This is a genomic window from Nocardia sp. NPDC005366 (assembly GCF_040606855.1).
GTDB lineage: Bacteria > Actinomycetota > Actinomycetes > Mycobacteriales > Mycobacteriaceae > Nocardia.
Genome location: NZ_JBEXFQ010000015.1, coordinates 1 through 22,829, shown reverse-complemented (window position 1 = coordinate 22,829; position 22,829 = coordinate 1). Strand labels below are relative to the sequence as shown.

Here is a 22,829-nt window from a genome sequence, read left to right as displayed (position 1 = left end):
TTCTAGCTCCGATCAACGGGCGTCGTGGCCGGGAAATCGCGATCGATCCCCGTCGCCAAATCGTCGCACGTGACGCACACCATATCCTCCCTACCGGACAAATAGGTGCGGGCTCCCGAATCTCCCCTGGCGGCGGTCCACACCGAGGTCCAGTGCTTGTGCCCGATCACAACCGGATGTCCGGGTGTGCCGCGGAACACAGCGCGGGCGAGTCCGCCCTCGGAAGCGAGGGCGGCGGCGGTCACCCTGGTCACCACATCGGGGCCGACATCGGGGGTGTCGACCGGCATTATCGCGGCGTAACGGGCGGGCGTCGCCGCCGCCGCTTTCAGGCCGGCCCGCAGCGACGCCCCCATTCCGGTCGCCCAGTCGGCCGCCCACACGTGGTGCGCGCCGGGCGGGAGATCGACGGTCGCGGGAGAAGGTCCGGTCGCGCCGAGCACGACGATGACCGGATCGCAGCCGCCGTCGCGCAACGCGGCCACCGCCGCGCGCAGCCACGCGCCGCCCTCGGCCAGCGCCTTCGGGAAGCCGTATCGGGTGCCGGCGCCCGCCGCGAGCACAATGCCCGCGCATACGGCCGGGGATATCGTCGTGGGGTCGGGTGACGCCATGGCCGCCACCGTAGTCGCGCACCGTTGCCCGTGGGTTACCTACCGACCTCCGCGAGGAGAATTCGACACGCCGACAGTGATCAATCTCTTTCGGGTGGCGGCGCGGCAGGGGGTATTCGATGCTGTACCGATGACAGACGACGTGGTCGGCCTGCTGAATTTCAACGCGCTGCCCGGCGAGGCGGCCACGCGCGCTGTGCTCGACTGCTGCTCGTCACCCGCCTTCGCGCGTGCTGTCCTCGCGGGCAGGCCGTACGCCGACGCCGAACAGCTGCTGCGGGCCGCCGACGAGGCTCTCGCCGCACTGCCGGAATCCGAGATCGACCTCGCGCTGTCGGGACATCCGCGTATCGGCGCGCGGCCGGATACCGCCGCGTCGGCGCGTGAACAGGCCGGGGTCGCCGACGCGGGGGATACGGTCAGGACGGCATTGGCCGAAGGCAATCTGGCGTACGAGGAGAAATTCGGTCATATCTACCTCGTCTGCGCCAGCGGCAGATCGGGGGCCGAATTGCTCGACCTGCTGTCCACCCGGCTCGGCAACGACTCGGAGACCGAAAGGCGAATCATGCGCGTGGAATTGGGCAAGATCAATCGCCTCCGGCTGCGGCGGTTGCTCGGGGACCGCTCGTGAGCTCGCTGAGTACCCACGTGCTCGACGCCACGCGCGGCGCGCCCGCGGTCGGCGTTGGGGTCGCGCTGTACGCCGGGGCGGAATCGCTCGGCGGTGGCCGCACCGACGGCGACGGCCGGATCACGGCGCTGGGATCGGATCTGACGCCCGGCACCTATCGACTGGTTTTCGACACCGGCGCCTATTTCGCCGAACTCGGGGTGGACACCTTCTACCCGGAGGTGACGATCGCCTTCGCAGTCGGCGCGCAACGGCACTATCACGTGCCGTTATTGCTGTCGCCCTTCGCCTTTTCCACCTATCGAGGGAGCTGAGCCACCATGGAATTGACCGGTCCGATCGTGCTGTCCGACAACCGATACGGCAAGGCCGAGAATCGGATCGTCCGGATCTACCGGGACGAGGCGCGTCACGAGATCCGCGACCTGAACGTCTCCACCGTCCTTCGCGGGGATTTCGCCGACGCCTATGTGTCCGGTGACCAGTCGAAGGTGCTGCCGACCGATAGCCAGAAACAGACCGCCTACGCCTTCGCGAAGAAGCCGGGCGTGCAACCGGTCGAGGATTACGCGCTGGCATTGGCCGCCCATTTCGTCGACGAGATCGAGCCGGTGCACAGCGCCCGTGTCGAAGTCGAGGAGTTCGCGTGGCAGCGGGTCGCGATCGGCAGACTCGAACACGACCACACCTGGGTTCGGCAGGGGCCCGAGGTGCGCACCGCGACGGTGACGGTGGCCGGTGCCGGCGTCGACCAGCGGGCCTGGGTCATCGGCGGGGTGGACAATCTGGTGATTCTGAAATCCACCGGATCGGAATTCGCGAATTTCCTCGTCGACGATTTCACCGTGCTCGAGCCGACCAACGATCGCGTGCTGGCGACCGCGCTGAACGCACAGTGGCGTTTCGCCGCGACCTCCGGGGTGGAATGGGACGAGGTCTACGCGGGCATTCGCGCCGCCATGATCGAGGTCTTCGCCACCAAGCACTCGAAAGCCTTGCAGCAGACGCTGTTCGACATGGGGAAGGCGGCGCTGGAGGCCTGCCCGGTGCTGGCCGAGGTGCGACTGGCCGCGCCGAACAAACATCATTTCCTTTACGACCTGGGACGATTCGGGATCGCGAACCACGGCGAGGTCTTCCACGCCGACGACCGGCCCTACGGGCTCATCCACGCCACCGTGTCGAGGCAGGACGCGCCGCCCGCCGGTCCGGCCTGGGAACAGTGACGCGTCCTCCGACAGCGAGGGAACTCCGGAAAGCGAGGTTGCGATGACGACGACCACGGCGGCTCCTACGCTGGTGATCGATGGTTGCGCGGTGGCGACCGTCGACGCGGCGGGCACCGAATACCGGACCGGTCACGTGGTGGTGCACGGCAATCGGATCGGGGCCGTCGGGCCGGGACCCGCGCCCGCGCTCGACGCGCCACGCATCGACGGGCGCGGTTGCCTGCTGACCCCCGGCCTGGTCAACACCCACCACCACCTCTATCAATGGATCACCAGGGGTTTGGCCGCCGACAGCACCCTGTTCGAATGGCTGACCACGCTGTATCCGGTGTGGGCTGGTATCGATGAGGAAGCGGTGCGGATCGCGGCGACCGGGGCGCTCGCCGCGCTGGCCCGCACCGGATGCACGACGACCACCGATCACCACTACGTCTTCCCGCGGGCGGGCGGTGATCTGTTCGGCGCCGAGATCGTCGCGGCGGCCGACGTCGGACTGCGTTTCCATCCCTGCCGGGGTTCGATGGATCTCGGCGCGAGTTCCGGCGGACTACCGCCCGACGATGTAGTGGAATCGCTGGACACGATTCTCACGGCGAGCGCCGACGCCATCTCCCGCTGGCACGATCCCTCCTTCGATTCGATGCTGCGCGTCGCCCTCGCCCCGTGCTCGCCGTTCTCGGTCACCCCGGAGCTGATGCGCGAATCGGCCGCCCTTGCCCGCGCGTCCGGCGTCCGGTTGCACACCCACCTCGCCGAAACCACCGACGAACAGGATTTCTGCGCGTCCACCTTCGGCTGCACCCCGGCCGCATATATGGAACAACTCGGCTGGCTCGGGCCCGACGTCTGGTTCGCCCACGCCGTCCACCTCGACGACGACGCCATTACCGCGATGGCGGCCACCCGCACCGGCATCGCCCACTGTCCGACCTCCAACGGCCGTCTCGGTGCCGGTATCGCTCGCACCGCCGCCCTGCTCGTCGCCGGTGTCGCGGTCGGACTCGGCGTCGACGGCGCGGCCAGCAACGAGTCGAGTTCGATGATCGAGGAACCGCGCAACGCCCTGCTCTACGCCCGCGCCGTCGGCGGCCCCCGCGCGATGAATGTCCGCACCGCGCTGGAACTGGCCACCATCGGCGGAGCCCGCGTTCTCGGCCGCGAAGCCGAGATCGGATCGATAGAGCCGGGAAAGCTGGCCGACCTGGCCCTCTGGCGGCTCGATACCCCCGCCCACGCGGGTATCGATGACCCGGTCACCGCCCTGATCCTCGGCTCCGCGCCCGCCCTGGCCGCGCTCGTCGTCAACGGCAGGGAAGTGGTGCGGGAGGGGGAGGTTCGCACCGTGGACGAAACCGTCGTCGGTGGACAGGTCGCCCGTGCTCAGGCCGCCCTGGTCGCCGCCGCCGGCTAGTCGGCGGCGCGACCGCCGCACCCTGTCTCGGTCCGAGTCCCGCCGAGCCGACGTCGCTGGCGGCGGCCCCGCAGACCCGCTCGGCGCGGCCGTCGCCGGTGCGCGAGCCGCCGCGTTCACGACATCCCGGTCGGCCGCCGCCGACGGCGATCGAGACCATACTGAAGGAGATGAGGTCGGTCGGGCGTGGCCGAATTCCCGCGCCGGACGGATAGGTGCTGAATCGGTCCTGGTCGCAGGGGTGGACCGGGGCGCGGTAACGGGGACGCAATGTGGGTCGGGTGTGGTGCAACATTTCGGCAACCCGCGCCTTCTAGGGTGGCGACAGGTGCTGCGGAGTGAGGTGAAGCGTGGATCTGGACACGATTCGGGAGGTGGTGGTAGCGCGGGATCGGGCCGATCTGGTCGGCTTGGGGGAGGCCTGTGCGGTACTGGCCGGGGGTACCTTCCTTTTCTCCGAGCCGCAGGCGCGGCTGGAGCGGCTCATCGACATCACGGGGTTGGGCTGGCCCGCCTTGCTGGAGACCCCGCCGGGGTTGGAGATCGCCGCGACCTGCACCCTGGCCGAGTTCGCCGGCGCCACGCGCGGGCGGGAAACGGGGCGAGCGGTCCTGCGCGAGGACTGGCCGGGAACGAGGCTGTTCGCGCAGGGCTGCCGGGCGCTGTTGGCCTCGCACAAGATCTGGCGGACCGCGACGGTCGGTGGAAACATCTGCCTGTCGCTGCCCGCCGGTGGGGTGCTCGCCGCGCTGACGGCACTGGACGCCGATGCGCTCATCTGGTCGCAGGACGGGACAGACCGGCGAGTTCCACTGCGCGAGTTCGTCGTCGGGCCCGAGCGCAATATGCTCGAGCGCGGGGAGATACTGCGGTCGGTCCTCGTGCCGACGCGAACTCTGCGTGCTCGCACCGCGGTACGAAAGATCGCACTCGCGCCGTTCGGGCGTTCCGGCGCGGTCGTGATGGGTCGTCGCGATCCCGACGAGCGGACCGCGATCACGGTCACCGCGTCCACCACCCGCCCGGTCGTCTTGGATTTTCCGGCTCCGCCGGAGGCTTCCGAGGTCGCCGCCGCCGTCGCGGCCATCGATCCCGCGCTGTGGTTCGACGATCCGCACGGCGCCCCGGATTGGCGCCGCCATATCACCGGCGTCCTCGCCCGCGAGGTCGCGGACGAACTGCGCACCGAGGCGGGAGGCGGGCCATGAGATTCGACAGGCGACATCCGGCGGACGAAATCGGTGAGCGGCCATGAGATTCGAAGTAGACGGCGACATACTCGACGTGCAGCCGCGCCCCGGCCAATGCCTGCGCACGCTACTGCGCGAACAGGGCCGCTTCGCGGTCAAGAAGGGGTGCGACGCGGGTGATTGCGGGGCCTGCTCGGTTCAGCTCGACGGGCAGACCGTGCACTCCTGTGTCATCCCGGCCTACCGGGCGGCGGACCGCACGGTGACCACGGCGGCGGGGCTCGGCAGTGTCACCGATCCGCATCCGGTGCAGCGGCGATTCATCGACGCCGCGGCTTTCCAGTGCGGTTTCTGCACCGCCGGAATGGTGGTCACGGCGGCGGGACTCGGCTGCGGTACGGCGGATTCGGCGCTCGACCCGGACCGGATGCCGGAACTGATGAAGGGCAATCTGTGCCGGTGCACGGGCTATCGCGCGATCCGCGAGGCGCTCACCACCGAACAACGGTCGCCCGACGCGGCGCTCGCCTCGCAGAGTACGGCGGCGCAAGAGCAGGGCCACGCGGTCGCGTCCGGTGGCCCCGCAAGCCACGACGCCGAAGCGCGGCGCACCCCCGAGCGTGCGGCCACGGCGCCGTGGGGCGGTGCGGGTACCGGCGTCGGTGCACCGGCCGGACCGCGATTAGTCACCGGCGCCGAACCTTTCACCTTCGATGTCGCGCCGGTCGGCCCGCCGCCACGTGACGGCACCTCGCCGATACCGGACTCCGGTCGCACCCAGGGCTTTTCCACCGTCGCGCCCCCGACCGCACCCCTGCACATCGCGGTGGCGGTGAGTCCGCATCCGCATGCCCGCATCGTCGCCATCGATACCTCCGCCGCCGAGGCCATGCCCGGCGTGCACGCGGTGTTCACCCACGCCGACGTCCCGGATATCGCCTTCTCCACCGCACGTCACGAGTCGCGCGCCGACGATCCGGACGACACCTATGTCCTCGACAGGACGGTCCGGTTCGTCGGCCAGCGCGTCGCCGCGGTCGTCGCCGAAACGCTGTCCACCGCACGCGCGGCCTGTCGGGCAGTGCGGATCGAATACGAACTGCTGCCCGCCGTTTTCGAGCCGGCCGCGGCGCTGGCTCCTGGCGCGCCGAAAATACACGGCGGAAAACCTGATTCGGCGCGTATCGCCGACCCGGAGCGGAATCTGGTCGCCGAAGTGCACGGCGAGGTGGGCGATATCGCGGCCGGATTGCGGGCCGCGGCGAAGGTGGTGCGCGGGGTGTGGCACTCCCCGCGCGCACAGCACGTCCACCTCGAAACCCACGGCGGTATCGGCTGGTTGGACGCGGACGGCAGGCTCGTCATCCGGTGCAGCACCCAGGTGCCGTTCCTGGTGCGTGACGAACTCTGCGAGATCTTCGGACTCACCCGCGACCGGGTTCGGGTTTTCGCCACCCGCGTCGGCGGCGGGTTCGGGGCCAAACAGGAGATGCTGGCCGAGGATCTGATCGCGCTCGCGGTGCTGCGGACGGGCCGGCCCGTGCAATACGAATTCACCCGTTCCGACGAATTCGTCTCGGCGACGACGAGACATCCCATGCGGGTGGCGGTGACCGCGGGCGCGGACGCGCGCGGCACGCTCACGGCGCTGGCGGTCGATGTGCTGGCGGACGCGGGCGCCTACGGCAACCACAGCGCCGGTGTGATGTTCCACGGGGTGGGCGAATCGGTCGAGGTGTATCGCTGCGCGAACAAACGGGTCGACGCGCAATCGGTGTACACCAACAACATTCCGTCCGGCGCGTTTCGCGGATACGGTCTCGGGCAGATCATCTTCGCGGTGGAATCCGCGCTCGATGACCTGGCCGGGGAACTCGGCATCGACCCGTTCGAGTTCCGCCGCCGCAATGTGGTGGTGCCGGGCGACCCGTTCGTCGGCGCGGCGGTCGACGACGGGGACCTCGTCTTCGGCAGCTACGGGCTCGACCAATGCCTGGACCTGGCCGAACAAGTGCTGCTTCGGGGTAACGGGGTGCCCGCTCCCGGCCCGGAGTGGCGGACGGGGACCGGTATGGCGCTGGCGATGATCGCGACCATACCCCCGCGCGGTCACCGTTCCGAGGCCATCGCCACGCTGCGTGCCGACGGGCGCTACGAAATCCAGGTCGGTACGGCGGAATTCGGTAATGGCACCACCACCGTGCACGCCCAGTTGGCGGCGACCGCGCTCGGCGCGGACGTGCGGCGCGTGGTGATCAGGCAGTCCGACACCGATCTGGTCGGCCATGACACCGGCGCTTTCGGTTCCACCGGAGTCGTGGTGGCGGGCAAGGCTTCCTACGCGGCGGCCCTGGCATTGCGCGCACAGCTACTCGATCGCGCGGCGAAGCTGACCGGCACCGCGCCGGATGACGCCGACATGGCGACCGACGGGGTGCGATGCGGCGATCGGCTCGTCACCTTCGCCGAACTGCTGGCCGACGGTGAACTCAGTGCCTACGGCGACCACGCGGGCAGCCCCCGCTCGGTGAGTTTCAATGTGCACGCCTTCCGCGTCGCTGTGCATCCGGAGACGGGATCGGTGCGCATTCTGCAATCGGTCCAGGCCGCCGACGCGGGGACGGTGCTCAACCCGGTGCAATGCCGCGGGCAGGTGGAGGGCGGCGTGGCACAGGCCATCGGCACCGCGCTGTACGAGGATATGCGCAGCGTCGAGGGCGTGGTCACCACGAGCACCCTGCGGCACTATCACATTCCGCAATTCGGCGACGTGCCGCCGACCGAGGTGTATTTCGCCGATACCAGCGACGAGCTGGGCCCGCTCGGCGCGAAATCGATGAGTGAATCCCCGTTCAACCCGGTTGCCCCCGCACTGGCGAACGCGATCAAGGATGCTGTCGGCATACGGCCGCACCGACTGCCGATGACCGCGGACCGGATCTGGCGCGCCATGCGGGAAGGAGACCGAGGGTGACTTCGACCCGGTTGCCCGAGCACGTCCTGGCCCGGTTGCACGCGATCCTCGACGCGGTCGACGCGCGATTGCGTGCCCACTATCCCGGGCCTGACGCCAGGGTCCAGCCGATCCACACCGTGTACGTGCCCGCCGACCGGGTCGCCGCGTCGACGCCGGAACAATGGGGTGCGGCGGCCGTGGCATTGCTCGATCGGCACCGCGATCTGCTGGCCGAATGGGACCGAACCGATGCGCTGGAGGCGGTGCGTTCCCGGCTGATCGGTGATCCGGTCCAGGATCTGCGCATCGATTTCGAGGACGGTTATGGTTTCCGCCCCGACGCGCAGGAGGATGCCGCGGCGACGGCGGCGGGCAAGGTCATCGCCGAATGGGCCGCGACCGCGAACGGACCCGCCGGATTCGGTATCCGGATCAAGGGCCTGGCAGGCCCGGAACGCGGCCGTGCCCTGCGCACCCTGGAACTGGTGCTCGATGCCATGGACGGGGTGCCCGACGGATTCGTCGTCACGGTGCCCAAGATCAGGGCCGTCGAACAGGTTTCGGCGCTCGTCACACTGTGCGAGGGGCTCGAAGACGGTTTCGGCGTCGCCGAGGGCGCATTGCGGTTCGAACTGCAGATCGAGAGTCCGCAGGCGATCATCGCCGCCGACGGCACCGCGCCTATCCCGCGGATGCTCGCCATCGCCGAGCGGCGGTGCAGCGCGTTGCATTTCGGAACCTACGATTACACCGCGGCCTGCGGGATAGCCGCGACCGATCAGGCGCTCGACCATCCGGCCGCCGACCACGCCAAGGCGGTGATGCAGGTGGCGGCGGCACAGACCGGCGTCTGGATCTGCGACGGTTCGACCCAGATCGTGCCGGAGACCGATCAGGAGGGGGCGTTGCGCAACCACCATCGGCTCGTCGGACGGGCCTTGCGCCGCGGCTACTACCAGGGCTGGGATATGCATCCGGGCCACCTGGTCACCCGGTGGCTGGCCACCTACGAATTCTTCCGCCATGCCGTCGACGTAGCGATCCCGCGCCTGCTCGCCTATCTGGATCGGCGCCGCGGCGGTGTGCTCGACGAACCGGCGACCGCCGAAGCGCTGGCGGCGACGGTGCTGCGCGCCGCGCACTGCGGGGCCCGCACCGATGCGGAATTACGTTCCATGGCTCCGGAATTGAGCCCGGAGGTGCTGCGCGCCCTCCTCGCCCGCGAACCGATACCGCACGATCCCCGATGACCGCACGACCCTGACGGTCACAGCACAGGAGGCACGGTGAACGAACTGATCGGCGACGAGGATTTCACGATGTTGCCGGATCTCGCGGTCCGGCCCCTCGGCGGCTCGGTGATCTGGGCGAATGACGAATCCTTCGCGGAGAAGGAGAATTTGATCAACCCCGGCCCCGCCGAATACCAGCCATCGACCTTCGGGCACAAAGGCCAGATCTACGATGGCTGGGAAACGCGCAGGCACCGAGGAGAACCCGGCGACGACACCGCCGTCGTCCGGCTCGGCGTGCCGGGTGTGATCCGGGGCATCGTGGTCGATACGGCCTGGTTCACCGGCAATTATCCGCCCGCCGTCTCGGTATCGGCGCTGGAGATCGAGGGCTATCCGACCGCAGGGGAGATCGCCGAACGCGCGGACTGGGTGACGCTGATCGACCACGCGAAGGTATCGGGGGACAGTCGTAACCTGTACCCCGTCGGCGACGGAAACCGCTGGACGCATGTGAAACTCACCATGCATCCCGATGGTGGCGTCGCGCGGCTGCGGGTGCACGGCAGGGGCAGGCCCGATCCGGAACTGCTCGGCCTAGGCCCGCTCGATCTCGCGGCCCTGGAGAACGGCGCACTGGTGCTCGCCTGCTCGAATCGCTTCTACAGCTCGCCGAATCAGCTGCTCTATCCCGGCCTGGCCCGGCGGATGGGTGACGGCTGGGAGACCGCGCGCCGTCGCGACCACGGTAACGACTGGGTGCGTATCCGATTGGCCGGTCCGGGTCTGATCCGGCTGGCTGAGATCGATACCTCCTATTTCCTCGGCAACAGTCCCGGTGCGGCCCGGCTGACCGGTCGCACGACCGACGGCACCGAGGTGGAATTGCTGGCGCGCACCGCACTGCTGCCCGATACCAGGCACCGTTTCGCGATCACGCCGATGGCGGCCTCGGTCGAGGAGGTTCGACTCGATATCTATCCCGACGGCGGGCTGGCCCGCCTTCGGCTGTTCGGGGAGTTGGGCGGGTGACGGCCGATCGCGATCTCGTCGGTTACGGTCGTACTCCGCCCGATCCGCATTGGCCCGGCGGTGCGCGCGTCGCGGTGCAGTTCGTCCTCAATTACGAAGAGGGCGGGGAGAACAACGTCCTCGACGGTGACGCGCATTCGGAGACGTTCCTCTCGGAAATGACTCCGGCCGAGGCGTTTCCCGATCGCCATATGAGCATGGAATCGCTGTACGAATACGGTTCGCGGGCCGGTCTGTGGCGGGTGCTGCGCGCGTTCGAACGGCGCGGTCTGCCATTGACCATCTTCGCCGTCGCGCGGGCGATGCAGCGAAATCCCGAGGCGGTGGCTGCTTTTCGGGAACTCGGTCACGAAATCGCCAGTCACGGTCTGCGCTGGAAGAGTTATCAATCGATCGATCGCGACACCGAGCGCGAACATATGGCCGAGGCGGTGCGTGTTCTGACGGAACTGACCGGGGCGCCGCCGCTGGGCTGGTACACGGGCCGTGACTCGCCGAATACCCGTGAACTCGTGGTCGAACACGGCGGTTTCGTCTACGACTCCGATTCCTACGCCGACGATCTGCCGTACTGGGTCACCGTGCACGGCGCCGACCACCTGGTGGTGCCCTACACCCTCGATACCAACGATATGCGGTTCGCCTCCCCCGCCGGGTTTCCCTCGGGCGAGCAGTTCTTCGCGCATCTGCGCGATGCCTTCGACGTGCTGTACCGCGAAGGCGCGGAAGGCAGTCCGAAGATGCTCTCCGTCGGTCTGCACTGCCGGTTGGTCGGTCGCCCCGGCCGGGTCGCCGCCCTCGAACGTTTCCTCGACCACATCCAGTCGCGCGAGCGGGTGTGGATAACCCGTCGCATCGATATCGCCGAGCATTGGCGCGCCACGCATCCGCCGGGTCGTGCCGGCAATTCCCGCGACGGGCTGTCCGCCGCGCAGAGTTGAACCGACAGCGCCCGGCCCGATCGGAACGGGCCGGGCGCGTACGGGCGTGGAGCACTCGGGAAGGTCGCTCAGGCGAACAGGCTACGGACGAAGGGGATCGAATCCGGCAGCGAGGCGTTCACGGTGCCGTTGTGATCGTCGGGGTAGGTGTGCAGGGTGACGGGCTGGCCGCCGGCTTCGAGCCTGGCGGCGAACAGCAGCGTCGCCGGGGTGATCACATCGGTGTCGCGCAGACCCTGGCCGAGGAACAGCGGCCTGTCGTAGCCGGATTCGGGCAGGCCCATGGTCCGGGTGAGGATGCCGAGCAGGTCGGGGATCTGGGCGAGTGGGCGCGCGAACTGCTCGCCGATCACCACATTGTTCGCCGAGAGTTCGTCGCCGAATTGATCGACGCATTCCGTGCGCGCGCGTTCCAGCCAGTGCTTGCCCGACGCGGTCAGAAATGACTCGATATCCAATTCCGGATAGGTGGTGCGCAATCCGTTGAGAATGTAGAACACGTAGGCGGTGGTGTGCGCGCCCAATTCGATCGGCGGCACGCCGGGGCCGAGCGGTTGCAGGATGTTCTCGATATAGGCGGGTACGCCGGTGGCGACGGCGCCCCGATAGTCGAGTTCCTTTCCGCCGAATTCGGTGGCGTAGCGGGCCGTGTACACGGCGGCGCCGCCGCCCTGAGATTGCCCGACCACCGCCCATTTCCTCGACAGCGCCGGATATCGTGTCGTCGCCGCCGCGACCGCGTCCACCACGTTGTGCGCTTCGACCGAGCCGTTCAGATACGGGTGCTCACCCGGTGTGCCGAGTCCGGCGTAATCGGCCGCGACGATCGCGTAGCCCTGATTCAGCCAGGCGCCGAGGTAGGCCCAGTCGCGTTCGACCGCGGCCGGACCCGCGATGCTGTACGCGCAGTCGTCGCCGAGTCCGACGGTCCCGTGCGCCCAGGCGATCACCGGCCAGCCGCCGGTGGGCGGCGCACCGGGCGGGAAATACACCGCGGCGCTCGCGGTGGTCGACTGATCGCCCGCGGTGGTCGAGCCGTACAGGATGCGGGCCGCATGCGCCGAACCGGGCAGCGTCGCGACCGCGGACAGCGGTTCGACCGAGATGACCGCGCCCGCCGGGTCCGCACTCGCCGTGGGCGTATTCAGCAGGCCGATCGCGCAGGCCCCCGCCGCGATCCACAGTTTCCGCATCGCTCTCCTCTTCGGTCGATGTCATCGCACGGGCGATCGGTCGGACGGGTGCCCGACTTCGGTCGGCGGTCTCAGTGTGCCGGACCGGACCTCCGCGCGCGCCCCTCGGTAGTGGCCGGTCTCACGCCGACGGCGGGCTCCCGAACCTGTGAATGTGCTCACAGCGCCCGCCGGTCGGCCCCGCCGCCGCCCGAATTTCCGCCCGTTTCAAACAGTACGAGCGTTACGGTAAAACCGCATGTCAGAGCTACCGGCGGGTAGAACCGGCGCTTGCAATTCGCCCGCAAATTTCACAAAGTTAGCAAAAGGCAGTGGAAACCTAGCTGAGATTCACAGTAGCAACAGGTAGACGGCTATTTTCTGGTGTGCCATCGTGTGGAAGTACACCCCTAGGCCCTAGCAAGCCTGCAAATTGCCGCCACAGCAGTTCGAGTGAACTCTCGGCGAGCGGCACCGACCGACCAGAGAGAAGTGGAGTCAGAGATGTCGACGACCGGCACCCCGAAGACCGCTGCGGAAATTCAGAAGGATTGGGACACCAACCCCCGTTGGAAGGGCCTGACCCGTAACTACACCGCGGAGCAGGTGTCGAAGCTCCAGGGCACCGTCATCGAAGAGGCGACCCTCGCTCGTCGTGGCTCGGAGATCCTGTGGGATCTCGTCACCAACGAGGACTACATCAACTCCCTCGGCGCCCTCACCGGCAACATGGCGGTCCAGCAGGTCCGCGCGGGCCTGAAGGCCATCTACCTGTCCGGTTGGCAGGTCGCCGGTGACGCGAACCTATCCGGCCACACCTACCCGGACCAGTCGCTGTACCCGGCCAACTCGGTTCCCGCCGTGGTCCGCCGCATCAACAACGCGCTACTGCGCGCCGACGAGATCGCCAAGGTCGAGGGCGACACCTCGGTGTCCAACTGGCTGGCCCCGATCGTCGCCGACGCCGAAGCCGGCTTCGGTGGCGCGCTGAACGCCTACGAACTGCAGAAGGCCATGATCGCCGCCGGCGCCGCCGGTGTGCACTGGGAGGACCAGCTGGCCTCCGAGAAGAAGTGCGGCCACCTGGGCGGCAAGGTTCTCATCCCGACCTCGCAGCACATCCGCACCCTGACCTCCGCGCGTCTGGCCGCCGACGTCGCCGACGTGCCGTCGGTCATCATCGCGCGCACCGACGCCGAGGCCGCCACCCTGATCACCACCGACGTGGACGATCGGGACAAGCCGTTCCTCGACGGCACCCGCACCGCCGAGGGCTTCTTCGGTGTGAAGAACGGCATCGAGCCCTGCATCGCGCGTGCCAAGGCCTACGCGCCCTACGCCGACCTCATCTGGATGGAGACCGGCACCCCCGACCTCGAGCTGGCCAAGAAGTTCTCCGAGGCCGTCCGCAGCGAATTCCCGGACCAGCTGCTGGCCTACAACTGCTCGCCGTCCTTCAACTGGAAGCAGCACCTGGACGACGCGACCATCGCGAAGTTCCAGCGCGAGCTCGGCGCCATGGGCTTCAAGTTCCAGTTCATCACCCTGGCCGGCTTCCACTCGCTCAACTACGGCATGTTCGACCTGGCCTACGGCTACGCCCGCGAGGGCATGACCGCCTACGTCGACCTGCAGGAGCGCGAGTTCGCGGCCGAGGAGCGCGGTTACACCGCCACCAAGCACCAGCGTGAGGTCGGCGCGGGCTACTTCGACCTGATCGCCACCACCGTCGACCCGAACACCTCCACGGCCGCGCTGAAGGGCTCGACCGAAGAGGGTCAGTTCCACTGATGTTTCTGCGGCCAGGGGGCCGCGGGTTCGCGGCCCCCTTCGTCTCGCGTCCGAGTGGTCGAGACTCGCGCCTTCGGCGCATGCGCTTCGACCACTCGGACGCGAGACGGGCCGCGAACGGTCGCTCGTAAGACTCGCTCCGTGTGGGTCGGGTCGGTTGTCGACGGTCGCTTGTCAGGTCTGCCCCACGCGGATCCGGGCGGTTGTCGACCGCCGCTTGTCAGGCCCGCTCCGCGCGGATCGGGTCAGTTGTCGACGGTCATTTGTCAGGCTCGCTCCGCGCGGATCGGGTCGGTTGTCGACGGTCGCTTGTCAGGCTCGCTCCGGGGGTATCCCTCGGGGGCGAGTGCTTCGCGGGGGGCTCGGGCGCGGGTAGAGTCCGATGCCAGGCTCGGTTCGACGATCGTTGTGTCCGTACTACTCACAGGTGGGGTCTCTACCGACGCGCCGGGAGGAGATGATCGTGAGCTCGTTCGGAAAGCGACGCGGAGGTCGCGATGCCGAGGCGAAGCCTTCGGACGCTCCCTATGCCTCGATCGCCGGGTTCAACGAACGCGAGAAGGTCAAGGCCGAAATGGCTGGGGCCGTGGCGAATTCGAGTCGCGCTACCTCGCGGCCCGCCGACGATCGACCGTCCTCGCAATCGTCGAAACGGGGGCCGCGCACGCGTGGTGAACGATTCCGGCGACTATTGCTCGCCCTGTTCATCCTGTTCGTCGCGGTGCCGTCCCTGCTGTTCGTCCTGGTCTACTGGAGTGCCGAGATCCCCGATCCGGCGGCGGTGCAGAGTAACCAGATCGCCACCGTTCTCGCCTCGGATGGCAGCACTGTCATCACGAAGGTTGTTCCGCCGGAAGGGAATCGGACCCCCGTTCCATTGGCGGAGGTGCCGCAGCCGGTACGTGAGGCGGTCCTGTCGGCCGAGGACCGGGATTTCTACACCAATCCGGGATATTCCGCCTCCGGATTCGTCCGCGCGATCCGCGACAATATCGCGGGCCGGGACAACGCGGGCGGCGGTTCGACCATCACCCAGCAGTACGTGAAGAACGCGTTCCTCGGTTCCGAACGCACCCTCACCCGCAAGATGCGCGAACTGATCATCGCGGCCAAGATGGCGCGGCAGTGGAGTAAGGACGACATCCTCGCCGCCTACCTCAACACCGTCTATTACGGCCGTGGCTCCTACGGCATCGCCGCCGCGTCGCAGGCGTATTTCGCCAAGCCGCCCACGCGACTGACGCTCGCCGAGGGCGCGGTGCTGGCCGCCGTACTGCGCACACCGTCCATCCTCGATCCGGAAACGCATCTGCCGGATCTGAAGGCGCGCTGGCACTACGTGGTCGACGGCATGGTCGAGATGGGGGTACTCGCCCCCGGTGATCGTGACGCGACGGTCTTCCCGGATATCGTGCCGATCAGCGATCTCCCGAACGACACGCAGGCGCGCGGCCCGGAAGGTCTGATCCGCACCCAGGTGCTGCGCGAATTGCGCGCCTCCGGCATCAGCGAACGCGAGTTGAATACCGGCGCGCTGCAGATCACCACCACCATCGACGCCAAAGCCCAGCAGGCCGCGCTCGGCGCGATCCACGACCGTCTCGACGATCAACCGCAGCAGCTGCGCGGGGCCGTGGTCTCGATCGATCCGCGGTCGGGCGCGGTGCGCGCCTACTACGGCGGCGCCGACGGTCTCGGCTACGATTTCGCGCAGGCTCCACTGCAAACCGGTTCCGCCTTCAAAGTTTTCGCGGCCATCGCCGCTCAGCAGCAGAGCATTCCGCTCACCCGGATCCTGGACAGTTCACCGGTCACCGACCGCGGCACCGTTATCACCAATGTCGACGGGGAGTCCTGCGGTAAATGCTCCATGGCCGAAGCACTGAAACGATCGCTCAACACCGTTTTCTACCGGCTGACCATGACGATGTTCGACGGACCGAAGGCCATCGCCGACGCCGCGCACCAGGCGGGTATTCCCGAGGAGATTCCCGGTGTCGCCGGCAAGACCCTCACCGAGGACGGCGGTCGCCCACTCAATGGAATCGTGCTGGGGCAGTATCTGGTTCGCCCGATCGACATGGCCTCGGCCTATGCCACCATCGCCGCGTCCGGCGTCTATCACCAACCCTATTTCGTCCAGCGCGTCGTCACCGGCGACGGCCGCGTACTGCTCGATCGCGGTCCAGCCGAAACCCAGGTCGGCGAGCAGTTGCCGCCCGGCCAGCAGCGCATCTCCCGAACCATCGCCGACAACACCGTGCAGGCCATGATCCCGATCGCCTCCTACTCCAACGGCCACGGCCTCGCGGGCGACCGTCCGTCCGCCGCCAAAACCGGTACCACTCAACTGGGGGTATCCGATCTGAACAAGGACGCGTGGATGATCGGCTTCACCCCGTCGCTGTCGACCGCCGTGTGGGTGGGCTCCGAACAATCGCAACCCATTCGCACCGCCCGCGGCGCCGATATCTACGGTTCCGGCCTACCCGCCGATATCTGGAAACAGATGATGGACGCGGCGCTGCAGGGCAGTCCGATCGAACAGTTCCCGACCGCCGCCGCGCCAGGCGGCGGCGCCCCCGGAATCGATCCGGGCAAACCTTCCGGCGGGCCGTACGACATCCTGAATCCCCCGCAGACAACGAAGCCCGTGCCGCCGAGCATCACTCCGTCTGCCTCCGGGCAACCCCGACCGTCGGAGATCTTCCCCGGCCTGAACATCCCGGGACCGCGATGATCACCCCGCCGTGCCATCTAGTGTCGATCTTGTGACCTACGACGCCCACCGGGAACGCCCGACATGGCAGCATCGTTTGCCAGAGTGGGCGTATCGGCGCCGAAGGGAAATCGGCCCGATGCCGAGACCGAGGGACCGATGCGGGAAGATATGCGCTCGAGCGACGACAACGCGGCGAACGCGACGCAGCTTGCCCGCGACCGCCGCAAATTGAATATCAGGCGCGAGCGACGGGCCCGAGGCGATCAGCCTGCGCGGCCACGATGGGCCCGGCAGCGCCGCATAGTGAAGACAGACTAGACATAGGGGCTACGCCGGTGGATTTCAATGTCGTTGACCAACCCGAGACGCTGGTGGCGGGCACTGTCCTGCGCAGTCCGGCGCTCGCGGTCGAAGGCCCGCGCCGCGCCAAGGTCGAGGAAGCGTGGAAGCGCATTCTGGCGCACCGCCTACCGGGGCCGCCGACCAGTGCGTTCGTCGACCACGCGCCGGAGATCAATTCGTACCTGACCCATATCGTCGGCTACCGCTGTCGTAGCATCGCCGACCTGCTGCCCGGTGACGTCCTCGCACGAGTACCGGCGGGACGCTACGCCCGGTTCATCGCCAGCGGTGACAACCTCGGGGATACCATCGTCGGCATCTGGCGGGCGGTATGGGACGCGGAGGCAGCCGGACGCATCGTCCGGTCCTATACGGGCGACTGGGAGCACTATCCCGATGCCCGCACCGCGGAGGTTTTCGTGGCGGTGGCGGACGAACCGAGTGACGGGTAGGAACGGACTGTGGATTTCGAGATCGTCACGTTGGATGAAAGCCTGGTCGCCGGACTCACCATCCCGCTGTCCGGCCGCGAGGTAGCCGCGCGCGATCTGGACCTGGTGAATTTCACCTGGGATCGCTACCTGGCACGCGAGAAGAATGTGCCGCGGGTGGCGGCGTATATCGCCCAGAACGATCACGCCGTCGCCGTACTCGGCTACGAGATCGCCGACATCGATGAGATGGACGCCGGTGATGTGCTGACCCGAATCCCCCAGGGCCGCTACGCGAAATTCGTTGTCTCCGACAAACCTTACGATCTGCTGCGCACCGCGTGGGCCCAGGTCGCCAAGGCGGAGAGCGCGGGCATCATCACCCGCTCGCATGCCGCCGAGATCGAGCGCTACACCGGACCGACTTCGGTCGAGGTCTACGTCTCACTGGACTGAAAGAGACCAGGACACAAGCGAATACGAAAACCGGCCGGAGGATGTACATCCTCCGGCCGGTTCTCACAGGCCGACCTCACCACTAGATGGCCGCGAACCCGCGGCCCCCGGGCCGCCGATCACCCAGCTATGAAGGCTTCCAGCTGTTCGCGGGCGACGTCGTCGGCCAGCTGCTTGGGCGGGGACTTCATCAGGTAGGCGGAGGCCGGGATGACCGGTCCGCCGATGCCGCGATCGAGGGCGATCTTCGCCGCACGCACCGCGTCGATGATGATGCCCGCCGAGTTGGGCGAATCCCACACCTCGAGTTTGTATTCCAGGTTCAGCGGCACGTCGCCGAAGGCGCGGCCTTCCAGGCGCACGTAGGCCCACTTGCGGTCGTCGAGCCAGCCGACGTGGTCGGACGGGCCGATGTGCACGTCGCCCGCGCCCAGTTCCTTCTTCAGGTTGCTGGTGACGGCCTGGGTCTTGGAGATCTTCTTCGACTCCAGGCGCTCACGCTCGAGCATGTTCTTGAAGTCCATGTTGCCGCCGACGTTGAGCTGCATGGTGCGGTCGAGCTGCACGCCGCGATCTTCGAACAGTTTGGCCATCACGCGGTGGGTGATGGTCGCGCCGACCTGGCTCTTGATGTCGTCGCCGACGATGGGGATACCCGCGTCGATGAATTTCTGCGCCCAGACCGGATCGGAGGCGATGAAGACGGGCAGTGCGTTGACGAAGGCGACGCCCGCGTCGATGGCGCACTGCGCGTAGAACTTGTCCGCTTCTTCCGAACCCACCGGCAGGTAGGAGACCAGGACGTCGACCTTGGCGTCTTTGAGTACCTTGACGACGTCGACCGGCTCGGCCTCGGACAGTTCGATGGTCTCGGCGTAGTACTTGCCGATTCCGTCGAGGGTCGGACCGCGCTGCACGACGACGTCGGACGGCGGCACGTCGGAGATCTTGATGGTGTTGTTCTCGCTCGCGAAAATCGCCTCGGCGAGGTCGAAGCCGACCTTCTTGGCGTCCACGTCGAACGCGGCGACGAATTTGACGTCGCGGACGTGATACTTGCCGAACTTGACGTGCATCAGACCGGGCACGACCGCGGTCTCGTCCGCGTCCTTGTAGTACTGCACGCCCTGGACCAGGGAGGAGGCGCAGTTGCCAACGCCCACGATGGCCACGCGTACTTCGGTGGCGTTACCAGCCGTATTGGTGTCAGTCATGGCCGATGTTTCCCTCTTTCTGTGGTGCCGCCTTCGTTGATTGCTCCGCCGCAATCAACTCGTTGAGCCAGCGCACTTCGCGCTCGCTTGATTCCAGACCGAGCTGGTGGAGCTGGCGGGTGTAGCGGTCCAGCGATCCGCTGGCCCGTTTGATCGCCTCCCGCAACCCCTCTCGGCGTTCCTCGACCTGTCGGCGCCTGCCTTCGAGAATCCGCATCCGCGCCTCGGCGGGGGTGCGGCTGAAGAAGGCGAGGTGGACGCCGAAGCCGTCGTCGGTGTAGTTCTGCGGGCCGGTGTCGGCGAGCAGTTCGTGAAACCGCTCCCGGCCCACCGGGGTCAGTTCGTACACCCGCCTGGCACGGCGAGTGACCGTGCCCTCGGGGAGTTCCTCCGCGATCAGCCCGTCCGCCTGCATTCGGCGCAGGGTCGGATAGAGCGAACCGTACGAGAAGGCCCGAAACGCCCCGAGCAGGCCGGTCAGCCGCTTGCGCAGCTCGTACCCGTGCATGGGCGATTCGAGGAGCAGCCCGAGGATTGCCAGCTCGAGCATCGGGCTTCACCCCCAGACGTGTGTACAGACCTAACCAATGGATGCGATGCCAAACTATATCGCGCCGATACATCTATGCACAGTCGTACCCGATGCGAAACACATCTTCGCTGGTAGCGGCGGTTTATCCGGCCTACTCGCTGGGCGGGCGGACGTCGAGCACTTCGCCGTCGAAGGCGATCGTCATGAAGCCGGAGTCCTGTGCCTCGTTCTGGACGTAGACCCGCACATAGGGCGCGGCGTCCTTGGACGAACCCGACGGGTACTCGAAGCTGATATGGCTGATGCGCCCGTTCGCGACTTTCAGCGACTGGACCGCGCCTGCCAGCAGTCGGGCCAGAACCGGCAGGTTCACGGTCCCGAAGTCGAGAGTCGGGGTGCTGGGCTTGCGGGAGGACTCCGAACCGAACTCGTCGAAATCTCCCTGGAAGTGGTAGTACTGCGATTTCAGCGGATTGCCGGTACTGGTGTGGAACAGGGCGTAGCCGGGGTAGACCGTGAGATCGTCGGTCACCGTGTCGCCGAATTCGGCCCGGTAGCGATCGATGAAATAGGCGAGGCCGGAACCTGTCGTCAAAACCGGCAGGGGCGGCTCGGAGACCTTGTCGACCGTCGCACGGCTCACGCAGCCCGCTCCCATGCCGACCAGTGCCGCGACCAGGAGAATCGCGACCGGAATCCACCAGCGCCCGGCTCGGCGCACTCCGCCGCGCACCACGGGCGCGTCGACCATCTCACCGGGTATCTGGAGATCGCCGATGAGTGTGTCCAGTTCCCCGAAGGACTGGGCTTTCATAGCCGAGCTGGTGCGGGCGGCGTGCTCGGCCACACTCAACTGACCGTCCGCGAGCGCCGCGTCGAGCAGGCCGCAGGCGTCGGCGCGATCGTCATCGCGCGCCCGCAGCCGCGATGTCGTCGAGGCCATCACCACACCGTTTCCGTCTTATCCGCGCGGGTCATCGCACCTCCGTCACCTTCAGCACATCGCCGGTATTCGAGACGAGCACGTTCCCGTATTGACTGCGCTCGTTGCGGACGTTGATATCCACCGCGGGGATGCCCTTGGACGGTCCCCACTCGGATACCTCGATGAACACACCCCCGACGACGCCCTGGGGAACCCGAGTGGCGCCGGGCGCGGCGGCGACCACCTTGCCGATGGCCTCGAAATCGAGGGTCGCCAGATCGAGGGGCACGGTGTCACGTGGGCGAGCGGACAGGGCCGGGCCGCCCGCGGGCTGGAAGCCGCCGCGATAGTCGTAGCTCACCGACCATTCCTGGCCCTCGGGCGCGACCCGCTGCACCGACGCGTGACTGTCGTAGAAACGCAGTTCGTCGACGATGGTGTCGCCGAATTTGGCGCGGTAGCGCTCACGGAACAGTGTCATGCCCTCGGCGGTCGTGAGGTTCGGCGTCGGCATGACCAGCGGTTCCACCGCGGAAAGGTCGATCGGGGGCGCGCTCGTCCGCGTGGCGGGCGGCGCGGGTTCCTCGCGACCGGTGACGACGAAACCCGCCACGGCCGCGACTGTCGCCGTCGCGACGATGGCGACACGGAAGACGGTGCGCCGATGCGAGCGTGGCGGGCTCGGCTGCGGTGCGGCGTCGGCGCGACGTTGCAGGTCCGACACCAGTTCGGCCAAGTCGCCGAGTGTTTTCGCCTCGGCGGCGAGTTCGGTGAGCGCCTGGTGTTCGTCCTCGGTGAGCTGCCCCTCGGCGCGCGCGTCGTCGAGGGCGCGAATCGTCGCGCCGCGATCGATCTCGCGGGCGCGGGTATGTGGAGGATAGCTGCCGGAGAAACGACGGCGAGGCAGTGTATTTCGCGACTTCGTCGCGCGCGGCGACGTGAGATCCGTTACTGCCGTTGGTGATTGCAGATCGGCGAGCAGGGCGTCCAGTTCGCCGAGTGTCTTCGCCGACGCGGCTTTCGCGGTGCGGTCGTGGTATTCGTCCGCGCCGAGTTGACCCTCCGCGTAGGCGGCGTCCAGCACACTGGACACGTTCGAGCGGTCGAGGTCACGCGCTCGCATGCGCCCGGAAGCCGTAGTGGACACGGCTGAATCGTAAACGGCCGGGGCCCGGTCAGCGCCGCAACCGATGTGTTCGCATCGAAACACCGCTTTTCGTGCGGGTATCGCTACCCGCCGCCGCGACGTGCGGGCCCGAAGCCGCCGCGCGCCAGCGCCGCCAATCAGACACAGCTACTCTGGTTCTCGTGCGAATTCAGCGGCAGGTCGTCGACTACGCGCTTCGGCGTCGGTCGCTGCTGGCTGACGTCTATGCGGGCCGGGTCGATGTCGCCGAGGTATGTGATGCAAATCCCTACCTGCTGCGTGCGGCGAAGTTCCACGGTCGGGGGAGCGAGGTCACGTGCCCTATCTGCCGGAAAGAACAGCTCACGCTCGTATCCTGGGTCTACGGCGACGGCCTCGGAGCGATAGCAGGATCGGCCCGCACACCCGAGGAGTTGGTTCGTCTGGCCGAGACTCGCGAGGAGTTCTCGGTTCACGTCGTCGAAGTATGCCGGACCTGCAGCTGGAATCATCTGGTGCAGTCCTATGTGCTCGGAACCGCGCCGACGCCGACACGGCGTCGCACCGGTACCCGGACCAACCGGCGTACTGTCGCCGAATAATGTGCCTGGTCATCTGCCACCTGGATGACGTGCGGAGTCACCATGTCTCCGTCACCGCGATGTCAACGACCACACCCCGTACCGCAGTCCGATACGAGTTATGGAGATCTTGTCAGTGAATTCGCCCTACGAGACTTCCCCCTACGGCGATGAACCGCACGGCGGCCGTGCTCAGCGAAGTTCACATCCGGATCCCGACGCGTATCCCGAGCGGCGGGCGACGCCGCCGCCCGGGTACCGCCCGCCGCCGCCCCCGCCGGGCGGCCCGCGCCCTGGC

At 67.6% G+C, this 22,829-nt stretch carries 20 protein-coding genes; 14 read left to right on the top strand and 6 right to left on the bottom strand.

The window, feature by feature from the left end; translation table 11 throughout:
- Positions 1–2: 2 nt before the first annotated feature.
- On the bottom strand, positions 3–614 hold the full coding sequence (locus ABZS43_RS18520) for a nucleotidyltransferase family protein (protein WP_355037131.1): 612 nt from the start codon (positions 612–614) through the stop codon (positions 3–5).
- A 130-nt stretch (positions 615–744) separates the two neighbouring features.
- On the opposite strand from ABZS43_RS18520, the gene uraD reads away from it, so the two are divergent.
- The 9 genes from uraD to puuE all read left to right on the top strand — a co-directional run bounded on the left by uraD (position 745) and on the right by puuE (position 11,239).
- Positions 745–1,248, top strand: a complete 504-nt coding sequence (gene uraD / locus ABZS43_RS18515; RefSeq protein WP_355037130.1) for a 2-oxo-4-hydroxy-4-carboxy-5-ureidoimidazoline decarboxylase — start codon at positions 745–747, stop codon at positions 1,246–1,248.
- Positions 1,245–1,562, top strand: coding sequence for a hydroxyisourate hydrolase (uraH, locus tag ABZS43_RS18510; protein ID WP_355037129.1), 318 nt, complete (start codon positions 1,245–1,247; stop codon positions 1,560–1,562). The genes uraD and uraH overlap by 4 nt, the downstream gene beginning before the upstream one ends.
- Positions 1,563–1,568: 6 nt before the next feature.
- Positions 1,569–2,474, top strand: coding sequence for a factor-independent urate hydroxylase (gene pucL / locus ABZS43_RS18505; RefSeq protein ID WP_355037128.1), 906 nt, complete (start codon positions 1,569–1,571; stop codon positions 2,472–2,474).
- Positions 2,475–2,517: 43 nt separating this feature from the next.
- Positions 2,518–3,888 (top strand): 8-oxoguanine deaminase, encoded by a 1,371-nt coding sequence (locus ABZS43_RS18500; RefSeq protein WP_355037127.1) that lies wholly within the window; start codon positions 2,518–2,520, stop codon positions 3,886–3,888.
- Positions 3,889–4,238: 350 nt separating this feature from the next.
- Positions 4,239–5,096: an FAD binding domain-containing protein gene (locus ABZS43_RS18495; protein WP_355037126.1), complete on the top strand. Its 858-nt coding sequence runs from the start codon at positions 4,239–4,241 to the stop codon at positions 5,094–5,096.
- Between the two features lie 43 nt (positions 5,097–5,139).
- Entirely contained in the window at positions 5,140–8,052 is a 2,913-nt protein-coding gene (locus ABZS43_RS18490; protein WP_355037125.1) for a molybdopterin cofactor-binding domain-containing protein, read from the top strand.
- On the top strand, positions 8,049–9,284 hold the full coding sequence (locus tag ABZS43_RS18485; RefSeq protein ID WP_355037124.1) for an aldolase/citrate lyase family protein: 1,236 nt from the start codon (positions 8,049–8,051) through the stop codon (positions 9,282–9,284). The genes ABZS43_RS18490 and ABZS43_RS18485 overlap by 4 nt, the downstream gene beginning before the upstream one ends.
- Positions 9,285–9,353: 69 nt before the next feature.
- Positions 9,354–10,298: an allantoicase gene (gene alc, locus ABZS43_RS18480; protein ID WP_355037270.1), complete on the top strand. Its 945-nt coding sequence runs from the start codon at positions 9,354–9,356 to the stop codon at positions 10,296–10,298.
- Positions 10,295–11,239, top strand: coding sequence for an allantoinase PuuE (puuE, locus tag ABZS43_RS18475; RefSeq protein ID WP_355037123.1), 945 nt, complete (start codon positions 10,295–10,297; stop codon positions 11,237–11,239). The genes alc and puuE overlap by 4 nt, the downstream gene beginning before the upstream one ends.
- Before the next feature lie 68 nt (positions 11,240–11,307).
- Here the strand turns inward: puuE and ABZS43_RS18470 are convergent, their stop codons facing one another.
- Positions 11,308–12,432: a lipase family protein gene (locus tag ABZS43_RS18470; RefSeq protein WP_355037122.1), complete on the bottom strand. Its 1,125-nt coding sequence runs from the start codon at positions 12,430–12,432 to the stop codon at positions 11,308–11,310.
- A gap of 483 nt (positions 12,433–12,915) precedes the next feature.
- On the opposite strand from ABZS43_RS18470, the gene aceA reads away from it, so the two are divergent.
- The 4 genes from aceA to ABZS43_RS18450 all read left to right on the top strand — a co-directional run bounded on the left by aceA (position 12,916) and on the right by ABZS43_RS18450 (position 18,153).
- Positions 12,916–14,202, top strand: a complete 1,287-nt coding sequence (aceA, locus tag ABZS43_RS18465; RefSeq protein ID WP_355037121.1) for an isocitrate lyase — start codon at positions 12,916–12,918, stop codon at positions 14,200–14,202.
- 457 nt (positions 14,203–14,659) lie between these two features.
- Entirely contained in the window at positions 14,660–16,942 is a 2,283-nt protein-coding gene (locus ABZS43_RS18460; RefSeq protein ID WP_355037120.1) for a transglycosylase domain-containing protein, read from the top strand.
- A 317-nt stretch (positions 16,943–17,259) separates the two neighbouring features.
- Positions 17,260–17,718 carry a GyrI-like domain-containing protein gene (locus ABZS43_RS18455; RefSeq protein WP_355037119.1) on the top strand — a complete coding sequence of 153 codons (459 nt, stop codon included), beginning with the start codon at positions 17,260–17,262 and terminating at the stop codon, positions 17,716–17,718.
- Between the two features lie 9 nt (positions 17,719–17,727).
- Positions 17,728–18,153, top strand: a complete 426-nt coding sequence (locus tag ABZS43_RS18450; protein WP_355037118.1) for a GyrI-like domain-containing protein — start codon at positions 17,728–17,730, stop codon at positions 18,151–18,153.
- Positions 18,154–18,272: 119 nt separating this feature from the next.
- Here the strand turns inward: ABZS43_RS18450 and ABZS43_RS18445 are convergent, their stop codons facing one another.
- The 4 genes from ABZS43_RS18445 to ABZS43_RS18430 form a co-directional block, all read right to left on the bottom strand.
- Entirely contained in the window at positions 18,273–19,367 is a 1,095-nt protein-coding gene (locus tag ABZS43_RS18445) for an inositol-3-phosphate synthase (protein ID WP_355037117.1), read from the bottom strand.
- Positions 19,360–19,917 (bottom strand): PadR family transcriptional regulator, encoded by a 558-nt coding sequence (locus ABZS43_RS18440; protein ID WP_355037116.1) that lies wholly within the window; start codon positions 19,915–19,917, stop codon positions 19,360–19,362. The genes ABZS43_RS18445 and ABZS43_RS18440 overlap by 8 nt, the downstream gene beginning before the upstream one ends.
- A 133-nt stretch (positions 19,918–20,050) precedes the next feature.
- Positions 20,051–20,842: a DUF1707 domain-containing protein gene (locus ABZS43_RS18435; RefSeq protein ID WP_355037115.1), complete on the bottom strand. Its 792-nt coding sequence runs from the start codon at positions 20,840–20,842 to the stop codon at positions 20,051–20,053.
- 31 nt (positions 20,843–20,873) lie between these two features.
- Positions 20,874–21,971 (bottom strand): DUF1707 domain-containing protein, encoded by a 1,098-nt coding sequence (locus tag ABZS43_RS18430; protein ID WP_355037114.1) that lies wholly within the window; start codon positions 21,969–21,971, stop codon positions 20,874–20,876.
- A gap of 161 nt (positions 21,972–22,132) precedes the next feature.
- Here ABZS43_RS18430 and ABZS43_RS18425 point away from each other — a divergent pair, with 161 nt between their 5' ends.
- Entirely contained in the window at positions 22,133–22,552 is a 420-nt protein-coding gene (locus ABZS43_RS18425) for a DUF5318 domain-containing protein (RefSeq protein ID WP_355037113.1), read from the top strand.
- The last annotated feature ends 277 nt before the right edge of the window (positions 22,553–22,829 follow it).

Excerpts from the sequence above, each read along its gene's own strand:
- ABZS43_RS18520 (WP_355037131.1), bottom strand. The coding sequence starts at position 614 with ATGGCGTCACCCGACCCCACGACGATATCCCCGGCCGTATGCGCGGGC.
- uraD (WP_355037130.1), top strand. The coding sequence starts at position 745 with ATGACAGACGACGTGGTCGGCCTGCTGAATTTCAACGCGCTGCCCGGC.
- pucL (WP_355037128.1), top strand. The coding sequence starts at position 1,569 with ATGGAATTGACCGGTCCGATCGTGCTGTCCGACAACCGATACGGCAAG.
- ABZS43_RS18500 (WP_355037127.1), top strand. The coding sequence starts at position 2,518 with ATGACGACGACCACGGCGGCTCCTACGCTGGTGATCGATGGTTGCGCG.
- ABZS43_RS18490 (WP_355037125.1), top strand. The coding sequence starts at position 5,140 with ATGAGATTCGAAGTAGACGGCGACATACTCGACGTGCAGCCGCGCCCC.
- alc (WP_355037270.1), top strand. The coding sequence starts at position 9,354 with ATGTTGCCGGATCTCGCGGTCCGGCCCCTCGGCGGCTCGGTGATCTGG.
- ABZS43_RS18470 (WP_355037122.1), bottom strand. The coding sequence starts at position 12,432 with ATGCGGAAACTGTGGATCGCGGCGGGGGCCTGCGCGATCGGCCTGCTG.
- aceA (WP_355037121.1), top strand. The coding sequence starts at position 12,916 with ATGTCGACGACCGGCACCCCGAAGACCGCTGCGGAAATTCAGAAGGAT.
- ABZS43_RS18460 (WP_355037120.1), top strand. The coding sequence starts at position 14,660 with ATGATCGTGAGCTCGTTCGGAAAGCGACGCGGAGGTCGCGATGCCGAG.
- ABZS43_RS18445 (WP_355037117.1), bottom strand. The coding sequence starts at position 19,367 with ATGACTGACACCAATACGGCTGGTAACGCCACCGAAGTACGCGTGGCC.
- ABZS43_RS18440 (WP_355037116.1), bottom strand. The coding sequence starts at position 19,917 with ATGCTCGAGCTGGCAATCCTCGGGCTGCTCCTCGAATCGCCCATGCAC.
- ABZS43_RS18435 (WP_355037115.1), bottom strand. The coding sequence starts at position 20,842 with ATGGCCTCGACGACATCGCGGCTGCGGGCGCGCGATGACGATCGCGCC.